At 42.3% G+C, this 20,872-nt stretch carries 18 protein-coding genes; 11 read left to right on the top strand and 7 right to left on the bottom strand.

Going from position 1 to position 20,872, the window contains the following annotated elements:
- Positions 1-309 precede the first annotated feature (309 nt).
- From FTU29_RS10130 to FTU29_RS10100, 7 genes are all read left to right on the top strand, one after another.
- Complete coding sequence (locus FTU29_RS10130) at positions 310-1,266, top strand: VacJ family lipoprotein (RefSeq protein ID WP_180121660.1); 957 nt, start codon at positions 310-312, stop codon at positions 1,264-1,266.
- Positions 1,267-1,364: 98 nt separating this feature from the next.
- Positions 1,365-2,333, top strand: coding sequence for an RsbU family protein phosphatase GigA (gene gigA, locus FTU29_RS10125; RefSeq protein WP_078189557.1), 969 nt, complete (start codon positions 1,365-1,367; stop codon positions 2,331-2,333).
- A gap of 112 nt (positions 2,334-2,445) precedes the next feature.
- Entirely contained in the window at positions 2,446-2,964 is a 519-nt protein-coding gene (gene gigB / locus FTU29_RS10120; protein WP_078189558.1) for an anti-anti-sigma factor GigB, read from the top strand.
- Between the two features lie 30 nt (positions 2,965-2,994).
- The gene (locus FTU29_RS10115) at positions 2,995-3,819 is read left to right on the top strand and encodes a carbon-nitrogen hydrolase family protein (protein WP_180121658.1); all 825 of its coding nucleotides are present in this window, start codon (positions 2,995-2,997) and stop codon (positions 3,817-3,819) included.
- A gap of 95 nt (positions 3,820-3,914) precedes the next feature.
- Entirely contained in the window at positions 3,915-4,340 is a 426-nt protein-coding gene (locus FTU29_RS10110; protein WP_111884709.1) for an organic hydroperoxide resistance protein, read from the top strand.
- A gap of 201 nt (positions 4,341-4,541) precedes the next feature.
- Positions 4,542-4,934, top strand: coding sequence for a DUF4951 domain-containing protein (locus FTU29_RS10105; protein WP_180034859.1), 393 nt, complete (start codon positions 4,542-4,544; stop codon positions 4,932-4,934).
- Positions 4,935-5,106: 172 nt separating this feature from the next.
- Entirely contained in the window at positions 5,107-5,457 is a 351-nt protein-coding gene (locus tag FTU29_RS10100; RefSeq protein WP_180121656.1) for a hypothetical protein, read from the top strand.
- A 56-nt stretch (positions 5,458-5,513) separates the two neighbouring features.
- Here the strand turns inward: FTU29_RS10100 and gspE are convergent, their stop codons facing one another.
- Positions 5,514-7,001, bottom strand: a complete 1,488-nt coding sequence (gspE, locus tag FTU29_RS10095; RefSeq protein ID WP_180121654.1) for a type II secretion system ATPase GspE — start codon at positions 6,999-7,001, stop codon at positions 5,514-5,516.
- 100 nt (positions 7,002-7,101) lie between these two features.
- On the opposite strand from gspE, the gene FTU29_RS10090 reads away from it, so the two are divergent.
- Both FTU29_RS10090 and FTU29_RS10085 read left to right on the top strand, forming a co-directional pair.
- Positions 7,102-7,923 (top strand): hypothetical protein, encoded by an 822-nt coding sequence (locus tag FTU29_RS10090; RefSeq protein ID WP_111884712.1) that lies wholly within the window; start codon positions 7,102-7,104, stop codon positions 7,921-7,923.
- A gap of 9 nt (positions 7,924-7,932) precedes the next feature.
- Complete coding sequence (locus FTU29_RS10085) at positions 7,933-8,856, top strand: mechanosensitive ion channel family protein (protein ID WP_180050202.1); 924 nt, start codon at positions 7,933-7,935, stop codon at positions 8,854-8,856.
- A 121-nt stretch (positions 8,857-8,977) separates the two neighbouring features.
- Here the strand turns inward: FTU29_RS10085 and FTU29_RS10080 are convergent, their stop codons facing one another.
- A complete protein-coding gene (locus tag FTU29_RS10080; protein WP_180121673.1) occupies positions 8,978-11,764 on the bottom strand; it encodes a DUF2339 domain-containing protein in 2,787 nt (928 codons plus the stop codon).
- 163 nt (positions 11,765-11,927) lie between these two features.
- Between FTU29_RS10080 and polA the strand changes: the two genes are divergently transcribed.
- Positions 11,928-14,693, top strand: a complete 2,766-nt coding sequence (gene polA, locus FTU29_RS10075) for a DNA polymerase I (RefSeq protein WP_180121652.1) — start codon at positions 11,928-11,930, stop codon at positions 14,691-14,693.
- Between the two features lie 160 nt (positions 14,694-14,853).
- On the opposite strand, the gene FTU29_RS10070 is transcribed toward polA, so the two are convergent.
- Genes FTU29_RS10070 through ppx form a run of 5 tightly spaced genes read right to left on the bottom strand, consistent with a single transcriptional unit; the run spans position 14,854 to position 19,963 of the window.
- Positions 14,854-15,417, bottom strand: a complete 564-nt coding sequence (locus tag FTU29_RS10070) for a YggT family protein (RefSeq protein ID WP_078189567.1) — start codon at positions 15,415-15,417, stop codon at positions 14,854-14,856.
- 27 nt (positions 15,418-15,444) lie between these two features.
- Entirely contained in the window at positions 15,445-16,275 is an 831-nt protein-coding gene (gene proC, locus FTU29_RS10065) for a pyrroline-5-carboxylate reductase (protein ID WP_180121650.1), read from the bottom strand.
- Positions 16,272-17,648: a tRNA lysidine(34) synthetase TilS gene (gene tilS, locus FTU29_RS10060; RefSeq protein ID WP_180121648.1), complete on the bottom strand. Its 1,377-nt coding sequence runs from the start codon at positions 17,646-17,648 to the stop codon at positions 16,272-16,274. The genes proC and tilS overlap by 4 nt, the downstream gene beginning before the upstream one ends.
- Positions 17,585-18,409 (bottom strand): acetyl-CoA carboxylase carboxyltransferase subunit alpha, encoded by an 825-nt coding sequence (locus FTU29_RS10055; RefSeq protein ID WP_180121642.1) that lies wholly within the window; start codon positions 18,407-18,409, stop codon positions 17,585-17,587. Before FTU29_RS10055 ends, tilS begins: the two co-directional genes overlap by 64 nt.
- 33 nt (positions 18,410-18,442) lie before the next feature.
- Positions 18,443-19,963, bottom strand: a complete 1,521-nt coding sequence (gene ppx, locus FTU29_RS10050; RefSeq protein ID WP_180121640.1) for an exopolyphosphatase — start codon at positions 19,961-19,963, stop codon at positions 18,443-18,445.
- 266 nt (positions 19,964-20,229) lie between these two features.
- Here ppx and trxA point away from each other — a divergent pair, with 266 nt between their 5' ends.
- On the top strand, positions 20,230-20,556 hold the full coding sequence (gene trxA / locus FTU29_RS10045) for a thioredoxin (RefSeq protein WP_078192629.1): 327 nt from the start codon (positions 20,230-20,232) through the stop codon (positions 20,554-20,556).
- Positions 20,557-20,872 lie beyond the last annotated feature (316 nt).

Raw genomic sequence — 20,872 nt, 5'->3', positions numbered from 1 at the left:
AACCAGTAATTCAAATTATTTTTAAACTTATCAAATAAAACCCAACTCAATCAATTCAACCAAGTCATTGTTTTATCAGAAGTTTTAATCTTCATCACCGCCGATGGATGTGCATTCTACAGCATTTTAGGACCGTTGCAACACCTTTTTTTAAATAATTATTTTGAGCGCACATTTTTCGCTCAAATTACATTTTTTCATTCATATTTTGATCAAATTTGGTTTAATAGTAATAAATCAGGATTATTTGAACGTTTTTACTTATTATACGGCAAACATTTTGCCGCGCTAAAAGCGTCAGGACTATATATGCGCCAAACTTCTTTTTTATATGCAGGATTATTGTCACTTGTCGTAACAACACCTGTATTTGCAAATGACGAGTCTTCAGCACCTGTTGCTCAAGACTCTGAAGCTGCCAATAAATCAAAAACACAACAACTTGCGCATGCTGCGATGGTTAAGTCATCTGAGGTTGCAAAAAAATTATCTGTAAATGCCAATGCAGCACAATCAGAAGAAGATAAAGACCCTTTCCAACCGATCAACCGGAAAGTTTACGCATTTAATGATTATTTAGATGTCCATATTGCCCGCCCTGCTGCTGTGCAATATGTAGCAAAAACCCCTAAGGATATTCGTGAATCTTATCGTTTATTCCGTAAAAATTTGGGCGAACCTTGGAATGCATTTAACCAACTCATTCAAGGACGACCGACACGTGCCGCAAAAAGTCTGGGGCGCTTTACTGTTAATACACTGACAACTTTAGGCTTTGCTGACCCTGCAAGCCGTCTAGGTCTAGAAACAGAAGATGAAAACTTTGGCGCGACTTTAGGTTATTACGGTATTCCTTCTGGTCCTTATATTGTTTTACCAGTGCTTGGTCCAAGCACATTGCGCCAAACCGTCGGTCTAGCTGTAGATAGTCAAGGACGTCCACAGAAATATATGCTTGATGGTCATGATGTGGCGTATTGGTCTGAGCAAACTTTACGTGGAATTGATACTCGCGCTCAATTACTGGATATTGAAGGTGTATTGCAAGGCGATAAATATGCTCAAATTCGCGACATCTATTTACAACGCCTGAATTATTCAATTTCTGAGAAAAAAGGTATCGCTGAAGAAAACCTATTTATTGATGAAGAAGATGACGATATTGATGAATCTGAAGATAATTCAGTAGACGTTTCATCTGATGATTCTACCGATTTCATTGATGATAGCAGTTCAGATGATACCGACACGGTAACAACTGAATAAATAAAATTTTTCAATTGGCTGGTGTGGTTTTTCCCTCCAGCCATCATTAGCTTGCTATAGTACACTTATTGTCTATCGAAGGATTCATCTAATTCTTTATGTATTTCATTCAACCTACTCGTGATATTCCATATTTAGATCAGGTACTTGATGCGCTTCCTAGCGTACAAATGATTAACATTGAAGATCTAGACTTGTATGATCCAACGATCATTGCAATTGCTGATGTTGCCGACTTTTTAAATCACCAATGGACACTTCCTACTATTGTGCTCGCTTTTGAGCATGAAGGTGCTGCATTGGCTCAAGCGTGGCAACAAGGCGCTTTAGCAGGATGGGTTTGGGATCATATCCCAACCAACCTTCAAGTGGCACTCACTAAAATTGACGCACAATACAAACGTAATCAAGATAGTCGTGACCTGCCTTCTGCTGCAGATTTGCAAAAACGTTTACTGCCCAATCCGATTGAACTCCACAACTATAAAGTTGAAACATTCTTTCAGCCATCTGCTTATTTATCGGGTGATTGGTACGATTACTGGAAAATCAGTGATAAAGAAATCATGTTTTATCTCGCAGATGTGTCTGGTCATGGTGTGACGAGTAGTTTACTAACCTCATGGATGGCTGCTTTCCACGGTCGTTCAAAAACCCCAAGAGAGTTGATCAAAAAACTCAATGGCATGTTGGTTCAAGAAAATATTGAAAAGCACATTACCATGATTGCGGGGATACTCAATCTCGATACGCATGTCTTGAAATGGTCTAGTGCAGGCCATTATCCGCCGGCCATTTTATTTGAACCTGGTCTTCCCGCACGAATTTTAAATACCAGTAGCTTTCCACTTGGCTTAACTGAAGATTTAGAAGTTGAAGAGTTTGAATTTACCTTAAATCGTTATTCACGCTTTGTAATTTGCTCGGATGGCGCACTTGAACCTTTTGATGGTGGATTGAATGAACAGCTAGGTCAATTGGTTTATCACTTGCAAAATCAATCATTTCAAGCACCAGACCATGTTGCCGACGATATTGCCATCCTAAGTTTACGTCGAATCAATTAGTCACGAAATCAACCACTTAAACTGAATACGACTTTCTGATCATGCTCGGCTACTTGAGTAAGCTGTGCCCCTATGGGATAATTTACTATCCTTCTCTGCAAATGGCATTTATATGTCAACAGGTCATGTTGAATATGCAAGCTTGAACGGAACGCATATTTTTAAGCTTATTGGCGAAGTGCGTGCCCAATCTTGTATTAGTCTAGACAAGTTATTAAACAAAATTGAACAGCAACAAAATGTCGTCGGTGCAATCGTTGATTTAACCCAAACGACATTTATCGATAGTACTGTCCTTGGCATTTTGGCGAAACTGGGTTTGAAGCTCAAACAAGTTCACCATATTCAAGCGGTAATGTTGTCTACAAACTCTGATATCACAACGCTTGCCAATAGCATGGGTTTAGGTCAGGTGTTTGTTATTTTGAATTATTGTGGTGATCCAAGTGTATGCACTCGCGCACTTATGGAAGAACACATTACCCATAGCAATATGCTGAATACGGTTTTAGATGCACACAAAACGCTGATGAAACTAAATGATAGCAACCAAAATATGTTTGAGCCTTTGGTCAAACAACTGCAAAAAGAGCAGGACAATCTAGAGCAACCCAAGCAGCAAAATGTCTAATTTAGGTTAATCACAGCAGAGCCTCTTCGCATGACTTTACTTTCCGTTGCACAAATGAATTCTCAAAATGACATTGAAGATAACTTCAAAGTGATCGAATCATTAATGCAACAAAGTCAGGCTCAAGGTGCGAGTCTCATTGTATTTCCTGAAAATTTTGTCTGCTTTGCCGCAGGTAAACAGCGCGAAACCGCGGCGCAATTTGAAAATATTCAGCAGCGACTAGAACAACTCGCACATCGTTATCAACTTTGGATTGTTGCGGGCACACTCCCATGCCCTTATCGTCCAGATGGTTCAATCATTCAAGATGGCCGTGTCCGTACTGTCAGCCTGTGTATCAGCCCTGAACGTACCGAAGCACGTTATGACAAAATTCATTTATTTGATGTGCAAGTTGGTGACGCTGTCGGTGGCTATCAAGAATCAAAATTCTTTGAACCTGGTACTGAAACCGTAGTTGCAACAACACCTTTTGGCAATATTGGCCTGATGGTGTGCTACGACTTACGCTTTCCTGAACTGGCTTTGAAACTTCGTACCCAAGGCGCAAACATTTTAACGGCGCCTGCAGCTTTTACTTATACCACGGGTGAAATGCACTGGCAGTTGTTACTGCAAGCTCGTGCCATGGATAGCCAATGTGCTGTACTGGGTGCCGCACAACAAGGTTGGCATGGTGAAAAGCGTCAAACTTGGGGGCATGCTGGAGCAAGCAACAGCCGCGGTCAAATTTTAGCAATCACCGCAGAAGAAGGCGCTCAACTACTCACAGTTCCTTTCGACTTAGACGAGCAGCAACAGATTCGCGCATCAATGCCACTGATGCAGCACCGTGTTTTGGTTCAATATTGATTTTCACTCTGTATAAAATTACAAAAAAACTGAATATTATTTAAACAAAATCCCCCACGATATAATTTTGAACCATCATCTGAGGGATTAGAAAAATGACTTTAGAAAAAGCAGTTTATACAGCCCATGCAAAAGCCACTGGTGGTCGTGATGGTCGTGCAACGACGTCCGATGGTCATTTAGATGTTCAATTGGCTGTACCGAAAATTATGGGGGGTACAGGTAATGGTACAAATCCCGAACAACTCTTCGCCGCTGGTTATTCAGCCTGTTTTTTAGGTGCAATGAAATTTGTGTCTAACCGAGATAAAATTTCGATTACCCCTGCTGCCTATGTTGAAGGTGATGTTGGTATCGGCCCTATTCCAACAGGATTTGGTATTGAAGTGACGCTTAATATTCATCTTGAGGGTATGGATGCAAGCGAGGCACAGAAATTGGTCGATGCTGCACATATTGTGTGCCCCTATTCAAATGCGACCCGAAACAATATTAATGTTACTTTAAATGTTTTGACTTAAATCCATTTGTACCTATCTATACAAAGCACTGTTTTAATTCTTATAAAATAGTGCTTTGAGCTTTTTTACTTCTACACATCTACAGCTGAGCTCAAAATAAAATCTTATCCATTTCCAATACATTTAAATATTCATATTCAGCTGCCAAAACCTTGCTAAAAATATATAACGATTCTTATTTACATTATTTGTTGATCTATGATGCTTAAACCTCTCCTTATCAGTACATTGCTAATCAGCGCATCCACACTGAGTTTTGCCGAATTAACCCTGTCTGAAAAAGTCCGTCCTCAGATTAAATCCTTGGTCAATCCAGATATTCAACGTCTTGCGCTACCACCAACACCAAACAACATGTCTTTACCTGCCTATGGTCAAGGCATCATTGGTTGGGGTACAGGCCCAGAAGGTGCTGCAGCACGCTTAGCCAATATCAGTAAAGCCGACGTTGAAAAGCTTAAAACTCAAGATGTCACTTTAGAGATGGTTCAAACTTGGCAAAAGTTTTATGAAAATGAAACGCAGCGCAATGCAGGTAACCCAACCGCGCCCATTCGTGCTGAATTGATGAAGAAAGTTGTCAGTTTGTGGTAAGTGAAAGACCGTACAGCCCATATTTTTTGGGCTGTTTTTGTTCAAATTAAAATAAAAAATTATGAGACATTCGATAGAAAGAATAATGAATAAAATTTAAAAAATGTTTAATATTCAAACTATAATTAACTATACATCCATAAAAAATTAAAATCATTTTCAGGACTTTACAATGAAAACATACTTTTCGCTGCTTTTTCTAAGCTTGGCCTTAGCAGCATGTAGCCAAACACCTGCGCCTGATTTTTCAGGGGAATGGAAACAAACACCTGACACGGAGAGCCTACGCAAACTTTCCATTAGCAAACAAGGCGATGACTACCAAATTAAAGACGAATTTTGGCTCGATAAAAATAATACTGAGCGCACTTCTAGTGCTTCATCCGGTATGGCCGAAGTGAATAATGATGTTTTGAAATATAAAGAGAGCAATAGCATTGAAATGAAACTCAGTGATGCAACTCACCTCACTCTGACAGATAAAGCATACGATGCTGTTATTCATTTTGAAAAGATTAACTAAAGCAAAGCCCCGAGTCCTTGCACAGGCTTCGGGGCTTTTTTTATAATTCACACCGACTATTCAGCCGCTTCATTGGTTACACGTAAAACCTCTTCTATCGTGGTTTTACCTGCCAAAACTTTACGCAATCCATCATCACGAATTGAACCCGCATTTGCACGTACATGATTTTCTAACTCAAACTCAGCAGCATTACCATGGATGAGACGACGTGTTTGCTCATCAATCGGAACGATTTCATAAATTGCGGTACGCCCTGTAAATCCAGTATGCGAGCATTGTTCACAGCCTTTCGGTTGTGGCAATTTTAATTCGGTCGAGGCATCGAGATGCTTAAATAAGTCTTTTTCAAAATCATCGGCATCATGCCAAGTCGCACAGTGACGGCACAAGGTTCGAACCAAACGCTGTGCCACCACACCGATCAATGAGCTTGAAAGTAGAAAGGGTTCAATCCCCATGTCTTTAAGACGGGTCACTGCACCGATTGCTGTATTGGTATGCAGCGTTGAAAGTACTAAATGGCCTGTTAATGATGCCTGTACTGCAATTTCAGCAGTTTCTAAATCACGAATCTCACCGACCATCACCACATCTGGGTCTTGGCGAAGCATGGCTTTTAATGCACGAGCAAAGGTCATATCCACTTTGGTATTGACCTGCGTCTGCCCGATCCCTTCAAGTTGATACTCAATTGGATCTTCCGCAGTCAAAATATTTTTTGAACCATCATTTAGATCAGACAATGCCGCATATAAGGTGGTGGTTTTACCCGAACCCGTTGGTCCCGTAACCAAAATAATGCCATGCGGACGATGTACCAGTTGTTTCAATCGATCATAGTCATGCTGCATCAAGCCCAAATGGGTCATGTTTAAACGCCCAGCTTGTTTATCGAGTAAACGCATCACTACACGCTCACCATACGAAGAAGGTAAGGTTGATACACGAACATCGACTTCACGGCCCGCCAAACGCAGTGAAATACGACCATCTTGTGGAATTCGCTTTTCTGCAATATCGAGTTTGGCCATGACTTTGATCCGTGACACCAACAATGGCGCAAGTTCACGACGTGGCTGGACAATTTCACGTAACTGACCATCGACACGTAAGCGGACAGACAGCTTTTTTTCAAAAGATTCGATATGAATATCTGAAGCACCGACACGGATCGCTTCAGACAATAAGGCATTGATTAACCGTACAATCGGTGCATCGTCTTCCTGATCCATCAGATCTTCAGCTTCTGGCACAGAGTCTGCAAGGCTGAGTAAATCAGGATGATCTTCCAGACCCGCTGCAACTTGTTGAGACTCACCGGTGTCTCCGGCAAAACTTGCACTGAGTAATTGATTAAACTCTTGCTCACTACATAATTGATATTGTGCAGGATACCCTAAAAAGCGACGTGCTTCTTGTAAAGCCAACAGTGGCGTGCTGTCACGACGTACAATAAAAGCTTGATCACCCTCATATCGAAGCAATACGCCATGACGTTTGGCAAAACTATATGGTATTTGTAATTGTTTAAGTACTTGCATCACGCATTATAATGATGAAAAAAGTTGTTTTGAGTGTACTCTAAGCATCTGACAGCGTGAAGTCTGTTTTTAGGATTTATCAGGACAAGGGATATACGCATTGCCATTAGAAAATGATTTGACTGAAAAGGAATCCCCAAAACGTAAATGGTGGGGGGAATATCAATTTGAACTGAATCACCCTCGCAGTTGGCAGTTTGGGTCTTTATTGTTCCGTGTGACGCGCGGCATGCAAGAGTGGCGTATGGAATACCATCGCCCAACCTTTCAGTTTGACTATGAGCAACAATGGCATCCGATACAAGACCCTGAATTTGGTTTTCCACAGCCCATTAAAATGGAACGCTATATGTTCCGCCAAACACATGACAAAATTCAAATCATGCCACGTTTGGCAGATCGGTCTGTGGTGATTAAACCGGTCGATCCGATTTATATTCCAGCTGGACAGCGCGGAACGCTATATATCAGCACACCGCTTTGGATTGCTGGTTTTGTCGAAGGTCTTAGAGAACCTTTGTTTGATATACCTGTGATTCTACCAAAAGATACCTGGTTTGGTCCGAACCATCGAATGGGTGAAATTTGCTATGCCACAGCAGTTGATGGTCGTACAGAACTTAAACAACTCAAACCTCGTGCTTTTCGTGCTGTAACCCCTATTGAGTTTCATAACGTGAGTAATCAACAGATTCGTTTTGACCGTATGAATGTCCCTGTACCGGCTTTGCCATTATTTTATAGTGAAAGTACGGGACGTTTATGGACTTCACAAATTCGGGTCGTGCATGAAGGTCATGACAAACCGCCGCGGGTCAAAATTGAAAACCGTACACCGCCACAAGCAGGTGACGTGGTTTATCTACATCCGCCACGCGAGTCAGCCAATGTGCTGTTCAATATGTTTGATTCATTTTTCTAAGGGCGAGCCATGGCAGATTTAAATATTTCGACAGAAATCACCAGCAGCCTAAAAGGAATGGTCGCCAATCTCAATACTGATCGGCTGACAGAATTATTGGTGGCTGTTTTACTAGCAGTCATCGGCTTTCTGATTGCACGTTTTATCTCGAATACCTTTATTCGTACTGTAGGTATGCGTTTCAATGCCCATCAGCAGTTGGTTTGGCGTCGCGGGATTTTCTATTTCATCTTTTTAATCTTTGTGATGGCAAGTTTAAAAGAAGCCGGCTTTAAACTCAGCGTGTTCTTGGGTGCAGCGGGTATTTTAACGGTCGCACTGGGTTTTGCCTCGCAAACGTCCGCATCCAACCTGATCAGCGGGATGTTCTTGATCGGTGAAGGGTCTTTTGAGGTTGGTGATACCATTCAATTGACACTGATTCGCGGGCATACCATTGAAGGTGAAGTAATCTCGATTGATTTACTGTCGGTCAAATTACTCACGCAGGACAATGTCTATGTCCGTTTACCGAATGAACAACTGATTCGGGCACCTGTACATAACCTGTCTAAGTTTCCAATACGGCGAATTCCAATTACCCTTGCAATTAACTTTCATGAAGACATCATCAAAGTCCGTGAAGTTTTATTAGATGCCGTTAGTAAATATCCATTGGTCTTGGCCGATCCTAAACCTGCCGTGACCGTCACTGCCTTTCGTGAATCTTCCATTGAGCTGCTTTTTGCTATTTGGTGTCAAAGAGAGAATTTCCTGAAAGTCCGTGATGAAATGCAGGAACGGATTCGTAATGCTTTTGTCGAAAATAAAATTGAAATTCCTGTACCGAAAATGGGTTTTGTTGACCACCCGCTTTCTACGCAAGCAAGCAATGCCGACGTCGATCAATATGCCAATGCACAAGAGATCCAACGAGAACCTCAACTCAAATAATGGTCTATCGACTTGATATGAAAAGCCCTGCATATCTTCAAATGTGCAGGTTTTTTTTATCATGTACTTTTATAGCCATCGACCTGTACAGCTTAGTGATCTCGTACCTTTAAGAATTTCATCATGGTTCAACCTTGTCATTCGGCATGGGTGCAATATAGGCAATCAAAAGCATGGCAAAACCTGCCGCCATAAATGAAATCACTCGCATGAGTGTGCCGACATGAGATAAATCCAGCAAGACCAATTTCAAAGTGACCAAGACCAAAATACTGCCGCCGAGCAGCCAAACTGAACGTAATTGACGCTGAGCGGCAAAGCGCATACTCACCAAAGCCAATAACACCCACAGCACGGTAAAACTCAGCTGAATGGTCGCATCGCTCCAAATGTCTAAACTGTTATAAGGTGTATCCAGATACATATGTAAGGCACGAAGCACAACATAACTACTTAACCAAAGTAGCCCTAGAACACTCAACACGGCAGCCAAGCTACGATCTAAACCGGCTTTTAACTGTTGATTCAACATCCATAAAAAAGCCGCTAACAACAGCAAACTCACTGCATCAAAAGGATTCAGTATCGGCAAGACATATCCCACAAAGGCCTGCTGACTAAATAATTGCGAACTAATGATCCAACTCAAAGCCAAAAACAAACTGCTACGCGCTTGCCAAAACATTTTCCAGACCGGTTGCTGCGCTTGCCAATAACACCATGCACAAAATATCAGCGGCAAAATTACCACACTGATATACGGCATACTGGGTATCAGCGTCAGACTGGTCCACGCCAAGCTACTCAAAATTCCGAGACTGACCCATTCTTTTTCTTCACGCACACCGAGTAATGGTCGTAGCCAAAGCAGCGTCAAGCTCAGCCCAGCGAATGCAAAATAAATCTGCTCCATCGCTGAATGCCAAAGTAACTGACCGTTCTCACTCACTGAAATAACTTGGTACAGCCCCATCACATAAACAGGCACTAGACCCGTCCATTTAATGATGGACCAACTCCACGAAGCTTTTCGTTTTAACAAGCCTTCATTCACCAACAGATAGGCCACACTGACAATCAATAAACTCAAGGCCAATTGATGACTACTCTGCAGCCAATCTAAGAGCAACATGATGAACATAGTAGTTGCTGAGAGCATTTGCACACATTGAAAGGCAATACTCGAACTTGAAAGCTGTTTATGAAATGCAGGAACAGCGTGCGTCACGATAATGGCCGCCAAATAGCTCAAACACACGCCCCAATACATCTGTGCAGGGAAATGTGGCAGTTGAACCAAATAGTACAGACTTGAACAACCCGCCATTACCAAGAGCGCCATGCCTAAATAACGGCTGATATTGGACTGCTTGTATAGGGCATATATAAATATCAACGCACCTTCAACTGCCCAACCAACCACACTCCACTGCTCTTTCAATACTATCGGTGGAATCAATGCCAAGAATATTAAGGTCAAACTCAAATAACTTTGTGCAATCAGTGGGATCACAGCACTACGTTTACTGATGCTATACAGCGCGGCAAAAAGCGCCGCGAATAGCAAGCTATACCCCGCCTGCCATACCGTTTCCTCAAAATACATCAAATACAATGCCAGATAAGCAAGCACTGGTGCAGCAAAAATCAGTGCAATATCCAAGGCAGGTTTAAGCTGAAAATGCGCAAGATCCTGTTTCGCCAATAACTGGCTAAAACGAAAACCGAGCCAGATAAAAATCGCAGCGTGGACTAAAACCAGCACGCTCATCATCTGACGTTCGGTGGTGTATCCGTGGTAAAAAGCATATCCACCACCCATAATCACCGTCATCAAAAAAGCGATTTGATTTAGATATTTCCACGGTCTTAATGTACTCATGACCGCAACAGCAATATTAATCACAAGATAATAGGCAATAAATTCCGTTGCAGTTGCATCACGAACAGGCAAGGTAAATGGAGCAAGATAGGCGATCAGCATTGCCATGATTGCCAGTTCTACCGACTGCTGTTTCAGACTGAGCCAAATCGTCAATGCCATAAGTGCAGCATATAATAGACAAGCTATGCCAAAGCCCGGAATGACGGCATTGTAATAGGCAAAAAATAAAGTCAAAAACAGCGCTGCAAGACCTAGACCTTCTAGCGCTAAGGCAAAACTGCGGTTTTTGGTTTGCAGCCAAAAACCCAGTCCGACAACACCTGCACTGCTCAAACTCACAATTAGCAGTTTCATGGCTAAGCTCAGTTGCCAATGCTCTGTGGCAAATCTAAGTAAGAGCACCACGCCAATCACCAAGACCAACACCGCCACTTTTAACACAGGATTGCCTTGAAAAAGCCATTGCTGAATCTGACTAGATAGATTTGGCGCAGACTTGGATGGTGTATTAGAAGGCGTTGAATTGAATGTTGCCTGATGTCCAACTGTACCAATTGCCGTCTCGGGATGTACAGATGGTGTATCGTTAGAATCAAAATTTTCAGGACGGTCTATTGTCGACGCTGATATTGAAGTAGCTGCATGTATCGATTGCGACTGAAGCGCACATCCTTGCAATAGATGCAGTTGACGTTCTAATCGTTTCAGCCAACGCAGAAAAAAATAGACCCACAGGCCAATCCCGATCGCAACCAAGTATCCCAATTCTGTTAACAGTCCAACGACCGTTAATAACGATGCAATATATAACGGAACCTTTGATGTCACTTGAAATGGTTGTTTTGATGAACTCAGTGCATCAGCGCCGTGCTGTAAATCATCGACATAATTCATCACACTGAGCATAAAACCGATGCCACTGATATAACTCAGGATTCGGACATCTAAATACCATGCCCCGATCCCTACCAAGATCAGCGTCATCAACCAAATCATCTTGAGTTCATTATTCTGTTTCAGCATACCTGCTTCGTCATTTTCCTGAATGTTTTGATGATACATGAGCCTGACCGATGGATTAAAACTATTCATCAGTGATTCGGTAAGTTACATATACAATCTAGACTCTGCGTGCGGGCAAAAAATCACGTACAATAAAACCGTTTTTAGGATTAGGAAATTATCAATGCCACCATTTGTCTTGGTCGATGGCTCATACTTTTTATTTCGTGCCTACCATGCACTGCCACCATTAACCACTTCAACCGGTTTGCATACCAATGCAATCCGAGGTGCCATTTCTGCCATCCAAAAATTAATGCGTCGTATCCAACCGACGCATATGGCCGTTATTTTCGATACACCTGAACCAACCTTCCGTCATGAATTGTCCCCGATTTATAAAGGTGACCGTCCAAGCATGCCTGAAGAATTATCACAACAAATTCCATATCTTCATGCATTAATTCGTGCTCTAGGGATTCCGCTGCATATGTTGCCGGGTGCTGAAGCCGATGACATTATCGGAACTTTAGCCAAACGCGCTGAAGCAGCCGGTCATCAAGTTTTGATCTCCACTGGTGACAAAGACATGGCGCAGCTCGTTACTGAGCGTGTCACTTTAGAAGACAGCTTCAAAGACAAACCTATGGACGTTCAAGGCGTTTTTGAAAAATTTGGGGTGTGGCCGAATCAAATCATTGACTACCTAACATTGATGGGCGATGCCTCTGACGGCATCCGTGGTGTACCTGGTGTTGGCGCAAAAACGGCAGCGAAACTTTTAACCGAGTACGGCTCGATTGGCGGCATTTTAGAAAATGTTGACAGTATTAAAGGTAAAGTCGGTCAAAACATTAAAGACAATATCGAAGGGATTGCTCTTGACCACCAACTGGCGAGTATTGTTTGTGACCTCGACATGGGCCTTAAATACGAAGATCTGAAACTTGCCGATCCAAATATTCCAGCACTGCGTGATTTATATACTGAACTAGAATTCCGCAACCAACTGCAGTCATTAGATCATCCGAACAACCCCAATGGCGCAACCTACAAACAAGCAGCCAAAGCCATTAACACCACGGCGACTGTAGCCAATGCACCTGAAGTGGAAGATCAAGCGGACAAAACCAGTGTTGATGACTTACTTGGTGAAGCACGTTATCACACGGTATTGACTCAAGAAGATTGGGATGTGTTATTTAAACGTCTAAGCACTGAAAAGCGTTTTGCCTTTGATACCGAAACCACTAGCCTCGACTACCGCGTGGCACAGATTGTGGGTTTCTCGGTGGCTTTAGATGCACATGATGCCTATTACGTGCCGCTTGCGCATGATTATGAAGGTGCGCCGCAACAACTTGATCGCGATACAATTCTGAATCAACTCAAACCTTTACTTGAAAATAATGACGTACAAAAAATTGGTCATCATCTCAAGTATGATGCACATGTCTTAGAAAATCATGGCATTCATTTGGCAGGTTGGTATTTCGATACCATGTTGGCCTCTTATGTCCTCAACTCTGTGGCAACTCGTCATGGAATGGATGACGTCGCACGTTTGTATTTAAGTCATCTCACAACGACGTTCGAACAAGTGGCGGGCAAAGGTGCAAAACAAAAAACCTTTAACCAAATTGAGCTTGAAACGGCAGCCCATTATGCCGCAGAAGATGCCCATGTGACCTATCGTCTATATGAAGTACTCGATAAGAAGTTACAAGCTCACCCGGAGCTGATCAATATTTTGCACAATATTGAAATGCCTGTTGCCCGTGTTCTAACCTCTATGGAAGAAAACGGCATTGAGCTAGATATGAACTTCCTCGACCAACTTGGTGTTGAATTTGCCAATACCATTCAAAATTTAGAAACCGAAATTACCGATCTTGCGGGTCAAAGCTTCAATGTCAGCTCGCCAAAACAAGTGGGTGAAATTCTGTTTGATAAATTAGGTTTAAAAGGTGGCAAAAAGACCTCTACTGGTCAGTACAGCACCAGTGAAAGTGTGTTAGAAAAAATCGATCATCCGATTACTGATTTAATTTTGGAATATCGTGGTCTCTCTAAACTGAAAAGCACCTATACCGACGGTCTATTAAAGCAAGTGAATGATGACACACATCGTGTGCATACCAGTTACCACCAAGCGTTAACGGCTACAGGTCGTTTGTCATCTACCGATCCAAACTTGCAAAACATTCCTGTCCGTGAAGATATTGGACGTCAAATCCGTAAAGCCTTTATTGCACCTGAAGGTCGCATTTTATTGGCAGCCGATTATTCGCAAATAGAATTACGTTTAATGGCGCATTTCTCGCAAGATCATGCCTTGGTCGATGCCTTCAATCATGGGCAAGATGTACATAAACGTACTGCGGCAGAAGTTTTGGGCATTCCACTCGACGAAGTGACTAGCAACCAACGTCGTCAAGCCAAAGCGGTGAACTTCGGTCTGCTCTATGGTATGTCTGAATTTGGTTTGACTCGTCAGCTAGGTTTCACTCGTGAAGAGTCACGTAACTATATTGGTAAATACTTCCAACGCTACCCTGGTGTTTTGGAATATATGGAACGTACTCGCCAAGTCGCACGTGAACAAGGTTTTGTGGAAACTATTTTAGGTCGTCGTCTGTATACACCAGACATTATGGCGAGCAACAAAATGGTGAAACAAGGCGCTGAACGTGCAGCGATCAATGCACCACTACAAGGTTCTGCGGCAGATATTATTAAATTGGCTATGATTGCAGTCGATAAAATCTTACCAAAAGATCAAGCCAAAATGTTACTGCAAGTACACGATGAATTGGTATTTGAAGTTGATGCTGCAATTGCCGATGAACTCTCTGCCCAACTGGCTGAAGTCATGCAGTCTGTGTTGAAAATTTCCGTTCCACTGATTGTGGAAGTCGGTCAAGGTAATAACTGGGATGAAGCACACTAATTCATTCACGTTCATTCACGCCTTTCTCCCTCTAGGAGGAAGGTTGGATGGAGGTGAGATATTGCTACTAAATAAGAAATTTCTTGTTTTAGACCTCAATTTAAATCCACAAAAAAGGACGCCTCGGCGTCCTTTTTTATTCAACTCGTCTTAGCTCAGATTAAAGACCAGTCAATAATGCAATTGCGACTTGCTTCATAATGGTTTCCGCAACCAACAATGCCAAAATCGCAAAAATTGGCGACAAGTCAATCATCCCCATATTTGGAAGAATACGACGGAATGGTGCAAGTAGCGGTTCTGCCAATTCTTGAACCACTTCAATATAAGGCGAACGTGACTGACTAAACATCACGACCCAACTCAAAATAATCGATGCAAAAATTAAGTAACGACAGAAACGGATTAAATCCTGAATCATGGTCACAAAGGTCATAATGATCAGATGGAATGGACTATTCACTGCCACGCCAGACAAATACATCAAACCAAACATTTTTAACAAATACAGAATCACCACCAACACCAATGCTGCGGTATTCACTCGACCTTTGGCCAAAGTTGGGAAAATTCGGCTAAAGATATCGACAATTTTTGTTGCTTTTGCTGTTGCCAAAACCACAGGGTTATATGGACTCACGGCAGCAAGCTGCATTAAAAAACGGAAAAATACGAGCAAAATTGCAACGTTAATAATGATTCCAAAAATTTGAGCAGAGCCCATACTTGAACTTTCCTAAATCAAATCGAATTATTTGGTGCTTTCGCTTAACTCTTGTGCCAACTCGTGGCTACGCTTTTGCGCTGCGGCTAAAGCGGCCTGAATATTTTGTGAAATTTGAGCATGATCAAATACTTCAATCGCAGCTTGTGTTGTACCGTTTGGAGAGGTTACATTTTTACGCAACTCCGCAGGACTGTTGGCACTGGTAATCGCCATTTGTGCAGCGCCCAATGCAGTTTGCAAGGTTAGCGCTGTAGCTACTTTTTCATCCAAGCCCATGTTTTTACCTGCACGGATCATACTTTCCATCATATAGAAAAAGTATGCAGGACCTGAACCAGAAACTGCTGTTACCGCATCAATTTGCGCTTCTGAGTTTACCCAAAGTGTTAAACCCGTTGAAGCCAAAACTTGACTTGCAAGATCACGATCTTCAGCTGAAACCGCTTCACCTGCATATAAGCCATGCGCACCGGTTTGAACTAAAGCCGGTGTATTTGGCATGACACGAACAATACGTTCTGTGCCTAATAATTTTGAAATCGTTGCAATTTCTGCACCTGCAACAATTGAAATCACCAACTTCCCTTCTAGCAACCCTTGTAATGGTGCCAAAACTTTTGCCAACACCTGAGGTTTAACGGCAAAAAGAACAATGTCAGCTTCTCGAATTGCTGCAACATTATCATCGGTCACATGCAAATCTTTTTCAGCCAAAAGCTCACGTACTTTTTCTACGGGATCTGAAACTGTAATACGTGTAGTCGGGACACCACGTGCAATCAGGCCACCAATTAAAGCTTGTGCCATGTTGCCGCCACCAATGAAACTGATATTACAATTTAGAATTGCGCTCATGATTGAAGATCCGATATTGCAGATTTAGCGTTAAGAGATAATGTTGGTTGCCAGCCAGCTTGAGTACAAAATTCAGACTGCGCCAACCAAAAGCCCTGAGGCGTAAAGACGCCTAGCATAACATTATCTCGGCTTAATATTTGAATAGTATGACGCTGCCACGGAAAAATTTGCGCCTGTTGAATGGCTTTTTTCAACGGCCAACTTCCGACACGACCATATAAATGAATTTTTTCGCCGCCAAGGCGTGGGCGTATCTGCAGTTGCTGCCCCAATAATTCAGGTGATAAACCAACCTTTGAGGGTTGAATCACAAAATGGCCGGCAGGCAACTTGAGGCACTGACCTGCAACACAAGTTACAACCTCAACCTCTTGAATGGGTTCAGTTTGAAGATAATCCGCTTTGGCAATCCGATGAAGTTGCTGTTGAAACCGCAGATAATAAAATCCATTCCAGTGCAATGCCGCTTGCGAGTCTTCGCGTGAGCCAATCACTTCTGAAAATAATCGCTGTACCATTTCAAAACTAGGACGATATTGCCCCTCACCTTTCATCCAGTGCGATAACAACTGACGCTGACGTGCCAGACTGAGCTGTTGTAGAGCCACCAAAGATAACGCTTGCGATGAGCCGCAGACTGCTAAATCTTGTTGTAATACCTCGTTTAAAATTTCATCGGCATCTTGCATCAAGTAACTGGTTCGACTCAGAGCTTGCTGCATTTTAGGAAATCGCTCACTGAGTAGCGGCCACAAAATTTCACGACTCCACGCACGGTCATAGTCGGTATCAAAATTGGTGAGGTCTTGAATATTTTGCACATGCAGCTGTGCTGCCCATTGGCAAATTTGCTCACGTGAAAGATCTAATAGCGGACGCCATAATGTAAAATCTTCACGTACATCGAATTTTTTCATCGCAGCAAGGCCATGGACACCAGCACCTGAAAGTAGCCGCAACATCAATGTCTCGGCTTGATCTTGCTGATGATGCGCAAGTAGCAATATTTCATCTGCTTGTAAATGTTGGGCAAAGGCTTGATAGCGGGCTGAGCGGGCTTGGTTTTCAAGGTTACCTTGCGCAACCTGAACTTTTTGTATGATGAATGGCAAATTCAGCGCTTTACATTGAGCACGTACAAATTCGCCCCAAGCGTGACTACACGCTTGTAGTTGGTGATCAATATAAATCACCCGTATTTTTTCAGGGCACAAAAACGACATAAGATGCAGCAGCAACATGGAATCCATGCCACCACTACATCCTATTAAAAATCGGCTTTGTTCAGGCAGCGCCTGAATTTGACTTAAGCAGTCAGCCCTAAATTGTCGCTGCCAAACTTCATTAAACGCTGGTAACGCGCTTCGCATCGTTCGTTTGCATCCATTGGTTGCAGTTCTTCTAGAGCTTGCTTCAAGACCACTTTCAAATCCTGCATGACTTTTTCAGGGTTTAAATGTGCACCTTCCGCTTCGTCCACCACGTATTCTACAATGCCCATCTTCTGCAATTTATCTGCCGTCAATGCCAATGCTTCACTTGCTTGTTCTGCTTTTTCTGCAGTTTTCCACAAAATAGATGCACAGCCTTCAGGTGAAATTACTGAATAAATACTGTGAGATAGCATAATCACACTGTCAGCTACGCCGATACCGAGCGCACCACCCGAACCACCTTCACCCAATACCGTTGCCACTACAGGCACTTTAAGTGAAGAAAGCTGAGCCAAACTAGTTGCAATTGCTTCGGCCTGACCACGCTCTTCTGCACCCACACCTGGGTACGCACCCATGGTATCAATAAAGGTAAAGACTGGCAGATTAAAACGCTCGGCCATATCCAATAAACGCTGTGCTTTACGGTAACCTTCGGGGTTACTCATACCAAAATTATGTTGTAATTTTTCACGTGTACTACGACCACGGTGCTGACCTACAATCATCACAGGCTGACCATCTAAACGAGCCAAACCACCAATCATCGCGCCGTCATCACCAAATAGGCGGTCACCATGCAAAGCATCGAACTCTGTAAAAATTTCGCCAACATAATCCAAAAACTGCGGACGTTCAGGATGACGTGCGATCTGAACCGTAGTCCAGGCTTTAGATTGAGCTGCTTTATTTTTCATAGGTCGATCATTATCCCTAACTTAACTGGTCTGTTAATTGATAAATTGTTCCGACTGGATATTCAGTTCAATATCCCAATGCTTAAATTGCACTTGCTCATCATGCAAGTCTGCAACCAACAAAGGCCACTGTTTGGCATCACCAGAAACATTAAGTTGCCATTGTTGCGCATTGTCCACGCTTAATTCAATGGCAGGAAGCATCTCATCGCTGCGACTATGATTTAATAAAACTGCTAAACGAAGCAATAGACATAAGTAAACAAGTTTGTTACCACCGACTTTCATCACATCAATGCGCGCGTCACTACGTAACTTACGACGATGATGCGCCACTAAATGCGACAAATGATTTTGATCAATTTGTGAGAAACCCGGAATATCCGAATGTTGCAGTAAATAAGCACCATGACGATGGTATCCACTATGACTGATCGCTAAGCCAATTTCATGCAAATACGCTGCACGACGCAGTAAATCACTGTCATCACTGGTCAAATTCAGTGCGGTCGCCACACCATTAAACAGTTGTTGAGCGGTATTTACCACACGTTCAGCTTGTTTCATATCTGCGTTGTAGCGACCCATCAACGCATGTACAGAACGGTCACGAACATCTTCATGTTGGAAACGTCCCAATAGGTCGTACATCACGCCTTCACGTAACGCGCCATCAGAATAAACCAATTTATCGATATTCAGCACATCAAAGACGGCATATAAAATGGCAATGCCTGCTGGCAAAACTGCTCGACGGTCTTCTTTTAGACCATCAAATTCCATTTCATTGACATGCTTATATTTAAGCAATTTATCTTTGAGTTTAAATAAACCGTCACGTGTCAGTTCTTCCTGATCGTTGCTCCAGCCCATATTGACACAAATCTGACGACATGCTTTGATCGTGCCACTTGAACCGACAACAGTATCCCAGCCCGCAGCTTTATAAGTGTTGGCAATGCCTGCGATTTCCTTGCGAGCAGCATTTACCGCTTTATCAAAACTTTTCAGGTTAATTTCACCATCAGCAAAAAACGCTTTGGTAAAAGCGACACAGCCCATTTGCACAGATTCTGTATGAATCGGTTCAAACTCTTCACCAATAATCAACTCTGTTGACCCCCCACCGATATCAATCACAAGGCGGCGACCACTATTTGCCATAGTATGTGAAACCCCTAAATAAATGAGACGGGCTTCTTCACGACCAGCAATGATTTCAATTGGTTTTGGTAAAATTTCAGCGGCTTTTTGAATAAATTCATGACCATTTTTTGCTTGACGCAAGGCATTAGTCGCCACAATACGTAAACGGTTAGCTTGTACAGGGTTTAAACGCCCCACAAAACGTGCTAGGCAGGCTAATCCTCGTTGCTGTGCGGCTTCAGTCAAATTTTTATTTTCGTCTAGACCTGCGGCAAGCTGTACTTTTTCTGACATTGATGCAACTTTTTTCACTTCACCATGGTCTACGCGTGCGATAGCCAAGTGGAAGCTGTTCGATCCCATATCGATAGCAGCAAGTAATTCTTCATCAATCAAAAAATCAGACATTATTCAAAAAAACCTGTTCAGAATTGTGCTTAGATTAATTCACATACATGTAATTTAAAAGCCATTTATGAGTAGTTCGGGCGGAACTTATCGATTTTTTATCTGAAGCAATGATAGTCATACACGATCATCGGCATCGTGATCATCCATTAGACAAACTCGCCATTCAGGTCGAAAATTTACATAACCCCCTACATTGTTATAGTTGGCTATGTAATACTTATAAACATAGAGTCAACTTAAAAATTAATTCCGGAGCAAAATCCATGTCTGGCAATATCGTAAATACAACTGATGAAAACTTCCAAGCCGATGTACTAGAGTCTGATACTCCTGTACTTGTAGATTTTTGGGCAGGTTGGTGTGCTCCTTGTAAAGCCATTGCACCTGTACTTGAAGTACTTTCAACTGAGTTTGAAGGCAAAGTTAAAATCGTTAAAGTAGACGTAACTTCTTGCGAACAAACAGCTGTAAACTACAACATCCGTAACATTCCTGCATTATTAATGTTTAAAAACGGCGAAGTTGTAGCAACCCAAGTCGGTGCCGCACCAAAATCTAAATTGACAGCTTTCATCGAAGAAAACATCTAATATTTTTTCGATAAAAACACTCGAAAATACGCTGTTTTACACAGCGTATTTTTTTGGTTGATAAATTGACAAATGCTGTGTTCTCTCTTATATTGTTTACTCAAGAAATTAAGGATCTCAAATCCTGTCATTTTCTTACAACACAACACATAAAATGCCGCTCGGCAACAGAATTGTTTTTCACATCTCTCTTCATATAACGAATCAGATCTCTGAATTGTTTTGTGCAAACCAATTGCTATCGTTTCTTGCATGATCGCGGCACATTTGTTGCTCCCTTTTCCAACCTGTACCTCAGAATTTTAGATTCTATCTG

This window comes from Acinetobacter sp. YH12086 (assembly GCF_013419345.1).
Taxonomy (GTDB): domain Bacteria; phylum Pseudomonadota; class Gammaproteobacteria; order Pseudomonadales; family Moraxellaceae; genus Acinetobacter; species Acinetobacter amyesii.
Note: the sequence above shows the minus strand (reverse complement) of the source record. Positions and strands in the feature narration are given on the sequence as shown.

Excerpts from the sequence above, each read along its gene's own strand:
- FTU29_RS10130 (WP_180121660.1), top strand. The coding sequence starts at position 310 with ATGCGCCAAACTTCTTTTTTATATGCAGGATTATTGTCACTTGTCGTA.
- gigA (WP_078189557.1), top strand. The coding sequence starts at position 1,365 with ATGTATTTCATTCAACCTACTCGTGATATTCCATATTTAGATCAGGTA.
- gigB (WP_078189558.1), top strand. The coding sequence starts at position 2,446 with ATGTCAACAGGTCATGTTGAATATGCAAGCTTGAACGGAACGCATATT.
- FTU29_RS10115 (WP_180121658.1), top strand. The coding sequence starts at position 2,995 with ATGACTTTACTTTCCGTTGCACAAATGAATTCTCAAAATGACATTGAA.
- FTU29_RS10110 (WP_111884709.1), top strand. The coding sequence starts at position 3,915 with ATGACTTTAGAAAAAGCAGTTTATACAGCCCATGCAAAAGCCACTGGT.
- FTU29_RS10105 (WP_180034859.1), top strand. The coding sequence starts at position 4,542 with ATGCTTAAACCTCTCCTTATCAGTACATTGCTAATCAGCGCATCCACA.
- FTU29_RS10100 (WP_180121656.1), top strand. The coding sequence starts at position 5,107 with ATGAAAACATACTTTTCGCTGCTTTTTCTAAGCTTGGCCTTAGCAGCA.
- gspE (WP_180121654.1), bottom strand. The coding sequence starts at position 7,001 with ATGCAAGTACTTAAACAATTACAAATACCATATAGTTTTGCCAAACGT.
- FTU29_RS10085 (WP_180050202.1), top strand. The coding sequence starts at position 7,933 with ATGGCAGATTTAAATATTTCGACAGAAATCACCAGCAGCCTAAAAGGA.
- FTU29_RS10080 (WP_180121673.1), bottom strand. The coding sequence starts at position 11,764 with ATGCTGAAACAGAATAATGAACTCAAGATGATTTGGTTGATGACGCTG.
- polA (WP_180121652.1), top strand. The coding sequence starts at position 11,928 with ATGCCACCATTTGTCTTGGTCGATGGCTCATACTTTTTATTTCGTGCC.
- FTU29_RS10070 (WP_078189567.1), bottom strand. The coding sequence starts at position 15,417 with ATGGGCTCTGCTCAAATTTTTGGAATCATTATTAACGTTGCAATTTTG.
- proC (WP_180121650.1), bottom strand. The coding sequence starts at position 16,275 with ATGAGCGCAATTCTAAATTGTAATATCAGTTTCATTGGTGGCGGCAAC.
- tilS (WP_180121648.1), bottom strand. The coding sequence starts at position 17,648 with ATGCGAAGCGCGTTACCAGCGTTTAATGAAGTTTGGCAGCGACAATTT.
- FTU29_RS10055 (WP_180121642.1), bottom strand. The coding sequence starts at position 18,409 with ATGAAAAATAAAGCAGCTCAATCTAAAGCCTGGACTACGGTTCAGATC.
- ppx (WP_180121640.1), bottom strand. The coding sequence starts at position 19,963 with ATGTCTGATTTTTTGATTGATGAAGAATTACTTGCTGCTATCGATATG.
- trxA (WP_078192629.1), top strand. The coding sequence starts at position 20,230 with ATGTCTGGCAATATCGTAAATACAACTGATGAAAACTTCCAAGCCGAT.